We start from the raw sequence: 6,145 nt of genomic DNA, 5'->3' as shown, positions 1-6,145 counted from the left end.
GAGTAAAAATACTCACCCAACAAACAAATGATGAATTTGACACCCTCTCTTAATGTACGAAAATAATCGTACAATGACTATCTTTTAATTTTCGGGAACACCCTCATCAGAACTTCTTTTTCCGTTAAACACAACTGCTTACACCCTCGCCCGAAACCAGCACCCCAACCCATCAATAATGATCGTGATTGCAATCTGTATGGTGCGCATGGTTATGTACCCGGCAGTACCGGTAGTTTAAGATATGTGCCGCAACAATAAACACTACGGCGGGAATCAGTAATAAGGTATGATACTGCAAAAAAATCTGCTTCAGCACCAGAAATGCTATTCCTGTAGTAAAAAGCAACAATGGCTTTTTACTGTGGTGATGCCACCTGTATCCATGCCATAAGGCATAGCACCCTATAATAAAGGCCAGAACAATCATGCCTATTTCAAAGGCCAGATTCTCTATGATATTTACACCGAAAAGAGGGAGCGCTGCTAAAAACAAAGGCAAAATTGCACAATGTACCGCACATAACAGAGACGTAGTGATACCGAGTGCATCCCAATTAATTTTATTCTTCATTTCACTGCAAAAATAAAAAAAAGCAACGATGTTGCGAATTTTCTTTTAAAATAAAAAAGACAGGCAAAGTTACAGATCGCGGAGATGCGCAAGAAGTCCCCTCAGCTCTTCGATCTGTAACGGCTTTTTCAAGAGTTTTACCACATTTTTATCCGACTCTACCCTGGTCATATCGCCCAGGTCATCCGTAGAGGAAAGCATGACTACATTAGTTTTTTCCTTAAAGCTGCGGGGAAACCGCTCATAGCGTTTCATAAATTCAAAGCCGTCCATTTCAGGCATTTGAATATCAAGAAGAATGAGCAGGGGATACACTTCGGGATTCGTAAGATTTTCTATCAGGAAATCAAGAGCCGCTTCGGCTGAAGAAAAGCATAATATTTGCTTAAAAAGTTGGGTATGGCCTGCTATTCCTGAGTTGATCCTCAGATCAAACGGACTATCGTCGACGATAACCAATGAATGTGTTTTATGAGCATTTGCTGGCATTGAAGAATTAGCATTATTGACCGGTATTATACGTCCGGCGCATTGTTAGGAATGCGTATCGTGAATTTGGTACCAGCGTTCAGAACAGATTCTACAGAAATCTTTCCATCTAATTTAGCCAGGGCTTCGCGTACAATAAATAAGCCAAGCCCGGTACCTTTTTGGTTATGCATCCTGAAAAACTGGTTAAATATTTTATTTAAATGATCATTTAAAATGCCCAGCCCATTATCCGTTATGGTAATTATGGCATCCAAAAGATTTACTTTTATATCTATTTTTATTAATTTATCCTTTTCTTCCGGCTTTTGGTATTTAATAGCGTTGGAGATAAGGTTTCCAATAATCACTTCTATCCGGAAAATATCACCAACAAATTTCTCTGGCTGGTCGATACTTACCTCGAACCTGATCTTCTCATCTACATTATTAGCCAGCTTATGCACTGCAATAAGGTCTTCGATAAGTTTTTCAAAGTTCACTTCTTCCTTTACACTGCTGTACCTGTTATTTTTATAATACTGGAGCGTACTGGTTATATTATAGTCGAGCCGTGCGCAGCAATCTTCTATCAGGTTCCAGTATTCGTAACCTTTTTCTGATTCGGTATATACATTGTCAAGCTTTGCTAAATTAATAACCCCTAATGCTGATGCAAGCGGAGCCCGAAGCTCGTGAGAGATACTGTAAATGAACCGGTTAAGCTCGTCGTTGGTTTTTTGCAGCTCTGCCAGTTTTTCTTTTAACTCGCGCCTGGTCCTGAACACATCATAAGCATTCTGTATGCCGTTATTTAGCTCTATTTCGTTCCAGGGCTTGGTAATATACCGGTATATGTCTCCGGTATTGATCGCATCGGCCAAAGCTTCGATATCTGTATATCCTGTCAGCAGTATCCTGATGGGTTCGGGATACAGTTTTTTAATCTTCTTAAAAAGCTCCACCCCGGTCATATTGGGCATTCTTTGGTCAGATATTACAATATGAACCTCTGTTTGAGACAAAATGTCAAGAGCTGCTGCGCCAGAATTTGCCGTATAAATTTCATAAAGCCGCCGGAAGTTCGCCCTGAAGGAACTTAAGTTGTTCTCTTCATCATCTACATATAAGACTTTAATTATGGTCATAACTGGTGCATTAAAGCGATCAGGCCAAATAATTTACGGGTAAAGTTATGACAAATTCAGCACCCTCACCAAAATTTGATATGACTTCTATGGTACCTTTGTGACTGTCTATGATGCCTTTAACAATGGACATGCCCAGGCCGGTACCCTGCCCAACGGGTTTGGTTGTATAAAAAGGCTCAAATATTTTTTCACGTACGCCTTCTTTAATGCCCGTGCCATTATCCTTTATCGATATTTTCACATGCCCGTTCTCTTCTGTGGTTCTAATCGTTAAAATACCTGTACCAGGATTAGCCTCCTGCCTTTCGGCTATGGACTGCAGTCCATTGGTGATGATATTCATAAACACCTGGTTTATTTTGCCCGGAGTACACTCCACATCGGGTATGCTGCCAAATTCTTTTTTAAGAACAAAGTCTTTAGGAAAAGCATTTTTTACCAGCATTAAAGTAGACTGAATACCTTCGTTCAGGTTGGCAAACTTTACATTGGCCTCGTCAATGCGGGCAAAATTTTTCAGGTTGCTTACAATTTCTGCGGTACGGTTTGCACCATCCCTGATGCCGGTTAAGAGGGTTGTTATTTCTTCATTAATGTATTCAAGATCAATCTGTTTTTTGTAAGAATTGATAGCGGATAGCTGTTCCTCTATATTTTTAGAGGGATCTATTTCCTCGTATTTCTGTATGAGGCTTTGTATATCGGAAATATCCAGCTCAAGTGGCTTAACATTGGAAGTTACAAAATTGATAGGGTTATTAATTTCGTGCGCAATGCCGGCTGTGAGCTGGCCCAGGGAAACCATTTTTTCTGACTCCACCAGCTTGCTTTGCGCATCTTTTAACTGAGAAAGTGTCTGGTTAAGGTTCGTGTTTACTGCTTCCAGTTCCAGGGTACGTTCATGCACCTGCTTTTCGAGTATGATGTTCTGATCTTTAATCAGGCGTTCATTTTCTTTAGAAGCTTCAAGCGAATTCTTCCTGTATATATTAATTTTATCAGCAAGAGCTATGGAAAGCAGTATAGCCTCAAGTGAAGAACCGAATTGTAAAGCATAGTAAGTAAAATTATTGTAGGGAAGCACTCCTATATTCCTTAAAACGAACACTACCACGCTGCCCAGGAATAATGACCAGGCTATTATTAAAATCTGCGCGCCCCTGAATTTTCTTAATGATAATAAAGCGGCTAACATGTACGTGGCGCCCAGGGAAGCCACTAACTGTACCGCCAGCTGTGCCTCCTGCCAGAAGCCAAGGATACATAAAATAAAAGATACCAGGTACAACATCTCCACGATGTTCAGCCCGATATATATACGCCTTGACAATTGCCTGAGGTTCAGGAAACTTTTGATGAACTCAGCTGCTGCTATACCATTAAAAAACGGGATAATAACCGCTGCATAATTGTTTAAGGAGGGGTGATTCGGCCACAAAAAACGGAATGTATAGCCTTGCAGCATACATTGTGAAAGGCCTACAAAAATTATATAGGCTACATAATAAAAATAGCTGGCGTCTTTTGTAGAAGCATAAAGAAAAGAATTATAAAGCAGCATGAAGAGGATCAGCCCCACATAAATCCCGAAAATCAGGTCTTTCAGTGCCAGGTCGTCTAAAACTACCTGGCGTGCTCCTACATCAACCGGAAAAAGTATTTGCTCTGAAGCATTAAACTTAAAATAGCAGGTAACCAGGCCGCCTTTTTTAATACTGATCGGGAAAATAAGGTTTTGATTTTTAAACAATCTTTCCCTGAAGGGAGCCTCCTCCGAAATCCTTATAGAGTCGGGCCCACCCGAATCTTTGGTATAGAAAACCACATTATTTAATGTGGGATGACCGACATTTATCAAGAAAGAGGTATCATTCGTGTAGTTGGCTATTTTTATCTTTACCCAGAATACAGAATGTGATATAAAAAAGTTGGGTACTTTACCCGGGTATGGTTTAAAGCCGGTTTTTTCAATATTATCGAGGGTTAGACTGCCATCCTTATCTTCCAGGTATTCGATCTGTCCGATAGCCGGCTTATAAATGCGTGTAGCGTCTTTGATCTCCATGGCACCCTGTGCCAGGATGTTGCCGGCAGCTACAAAACAGCAAAAAAACAATAAGAATATTTTATAAATCCTCATGATTTTCCGAAATCTAACTGATAATCAACCATTAGTTCTCCTTTAGGGCCCTTTTCCAAAGCTTTTTGAACAGGACGATCCCGCAGGCTAAAAATCCGCTCTCTTTCATTAATATCAGCTTTGGAAAGCACAGTACAATCGTTAATAGCCATTGCTGTGGCAACAAAATCATCTTTAGGATAAAAGAAATTACCATTATCGCCAACAGAGGTTTCAACAACCGCTCCCATGCGCCTTCCCATTCTGACAGTGATAGGGGCGGCCAGGAACAAAATTTTAGAAACCTGAAGCAGCAAAGCAACTGCAACACCCACCCTGCTCATAAACACACTTCCAATTCCAAGGCCTGCAACTTCCATCGAGTTCCATAGTCCGCAAATTTCGGAGGTACCCGGCTCACTGGCCAGTGTATGTATATGCGGGTCGTATTTGCTAACAGCAGATTCGATGGGTAACAGCAATTTACCATCAGTAATCTGCACCCTGGCGCCTCCATAAATTTTAGACCGGTCATCATTTTCAGCAACGATCACGTAAGTATTGTCGTGATACATCCAATCCCGGTTAGAGGAAGTTATTTTTGCTATCCCGTAATGGGCTTCCAGCAGCCTTGTGTGCCCTTCGATAAACTTCAGGCAGGCATCGGGATCTTTAGGAGCATTAAAGGCTCTTATTATAACTTCCACAGAACAGTTAATTTTTTATCAAATCATTAAAGTCAATATAAAACCTTCCAGAACATTCTATTTCGGAAAGCAGCATTCTCCGGCAGGTGTCGGTAACCATTGCGCCTCCCAAAACAACAGAAGAAGCTAATTGCGGCCAGGCATTTATTGATTTTCCCAGCTCTGTCAGAGATAGTTTCATCCTGTCTGAAATAAGGGAAAAATTAAATATTTTAGCTAAAACGGCAGTTTTTTCATGTATACTCAGGTTTTTTGTATGCGCTATTTGAATATCATCACCTTCAAAAGCTCCATGAAATATAGGCCGCCCGGGCTCTAAATCATATCTTTCAATATCGAGCATACCCCTGTCATTGGTGTCCATTACTACCGGGATCCCTTTTGCCTTTGCTTTTATCCGGGATAATATTTTTATATCGAGGCCATCGCATTCTTCTACCAGTATGTCAAGTTTACCTGTTCCTTCCCCCAAAAACGCATCAATATTATTTTCAGAAACACCTTCTGTAAAGCAGGTTACTTCAATGTAGGGGTCCAGCTCGGCTATTTTTTGGGCGGTTGTAATCACTTTTGAAGCACCTAAATTATATAAGTTACTGAAATTCAGACGATTCATATTACTTAGCTCTATATTATCAAAATCGGCCAGGTGCAGTGCTCCGCAGATTCTTTCGGTAGCAATTGTCAGCGCAATAGATTGCCCAACGGATAAACCAATGATGCCGATTTTCTTTTTCCTTAAAATGGCCAGTTCTTCATGGGTAATCTTATACAGGTTCCTGCTGGTTCTCACCTTTATAAAATCTTCCTCATCAAGCAGGTGAACCAGTTTCCGGGACCATGGATAGTAAACCCAGGCACCGATATGCTCCAGGCTTCCTTCTTTTTCCCGGGCCGCAATAAGGCTGTTTATTTCATCAGCAGACAGCTGCTTTTGAGGATCATTTATTTTTAACAGTTCAGTAAGTTGGCTTTTAATTGTATCGTATATTTGTATAGAAGGGTCTTGCGATAAAAGCTCTTTGAGCAGATGCTGCTCATTTTCTTTTCTCAATCTGTAAAATACCGGTTTATACCCATTGCAGTATTCGGTAGACCCCTTTAAACCTAAATGCATTGATTATTT

At 40.6% G+C, this 6,145-nt stretch carries 6 protein-coding genes; all 6 read right to left on the bottom strand.

Annotation, left to right across the window (positions count from 1 at the left end; all coding sequences use genetic code 11):
• Positions 1-172 precede the first annotated feature (172 nt).
• Positions 173-574, bottom strand: coding sequence for a MerC domain-containing protein (locus tag ACYVBM_RS12560; protein WP_460686011.1), 402 nt, complete (start codon positions 572-574; stop codon positions 173-175).
• A gap of 69 nt (positions 575-643) precedes the next feature.
• On the bottom strand, positions 644-1,033 hold the full coding sequence (locus ACYVBM_RS12555) for a response regulator (RefSeq protein WP_460686010.1): 390 nt from the start codon (positions 1,031-1,033) through the stop codon (positions 644-646).
• A gap of 56 nt (positions 1,034-1,089) precedes the next feature.
• Entirely contained in the window at positions 1,090-2,190 is a 1,101-nt protein-coding gene (locus ACYVBM_RS12550) for an ATP-binding protein (RefSeq protein ID WP_460686009.1), read from the bottom strand.
• Between the two features lie 19 nt (positions 2,191-2,209).
• Positions 2,210-4,333, bottom strand: a complete 2,124-nt coding sequence (locus ACYVBM_RS12545; RefSeq protein WP_460686008.1) for a sensor histidine kinase — start codon at positions 4,331-4,333, stop codon at positions 2,210-2,212.
• On the bottom strand, positions 4,330-5,019 hold the full coding sequence (locus tag ACYVBM_RS12540; RefSeq protein ID WP_460686007.1) for a hypothetical protein: 690 nt from the start codon (positions 5,017-5,019) through the stop codon (positions 4,330-4,332). The genes ACYVBM_RS12545 and ACYVBM_RS12540 overlap by 4 nt, the downstream gene beginning before the upstream one ends.
• A 7-nt stretch (positions 5,020-5,026) precedes the next feature.
• Positions 5,027-6,136: a ThiF family adenylyltransferase gene (locus ACYVBM_RS12535; protein WP_460686006.1), complete on the bottom strand. Its 1,110-nt coding sequence runs from the start codon at positions 6,134-6,136 to the stop codon at positions 5,027-5,029.
• Between the last annotated feature and the right edge of the window lie 9 nt (positions 6,137-6,145).

The sequence above is a fragment of the Niabella aquatica genome (genome assembly GCF_054779315.1).
The sequence above is the reverse complement of the archived record's forward strand: the minus strand, read 5'-3'. Positions and strand labels throughout refer to the sequence as shown.

Coding starts and splice junctions, on each gene's coding strand:
- ACYVBM_RS12560 (WP_460686011.1), bottom strand. CDS start 574: ATGAAGAATAAAATTAATTGGGATGCACTCGGTATCACTACGTCTCTG.
- ACYVBM_RS12550 (WP_460686009.1), bottom strand. CDS start 2,190: ATGACCATAATTAAAGTCTTATATGTAGATGATGAAGAGAACAACTTA.
- ACYVBM_RS12545 (WP_460686008.1), bottom strand. CDS start 4,333: ATGAGGATTTATAAAATATTCTTATTGTTTTTTTGCTGTTTTGTAGCT.
- ACYVBM_RS12535 (WP_460686006.1), bottom strand. CDS start 6,136: ATGCATTTAGGTTTAAAGGGGTCTACCGAATACTGCAATGGGTATAAA.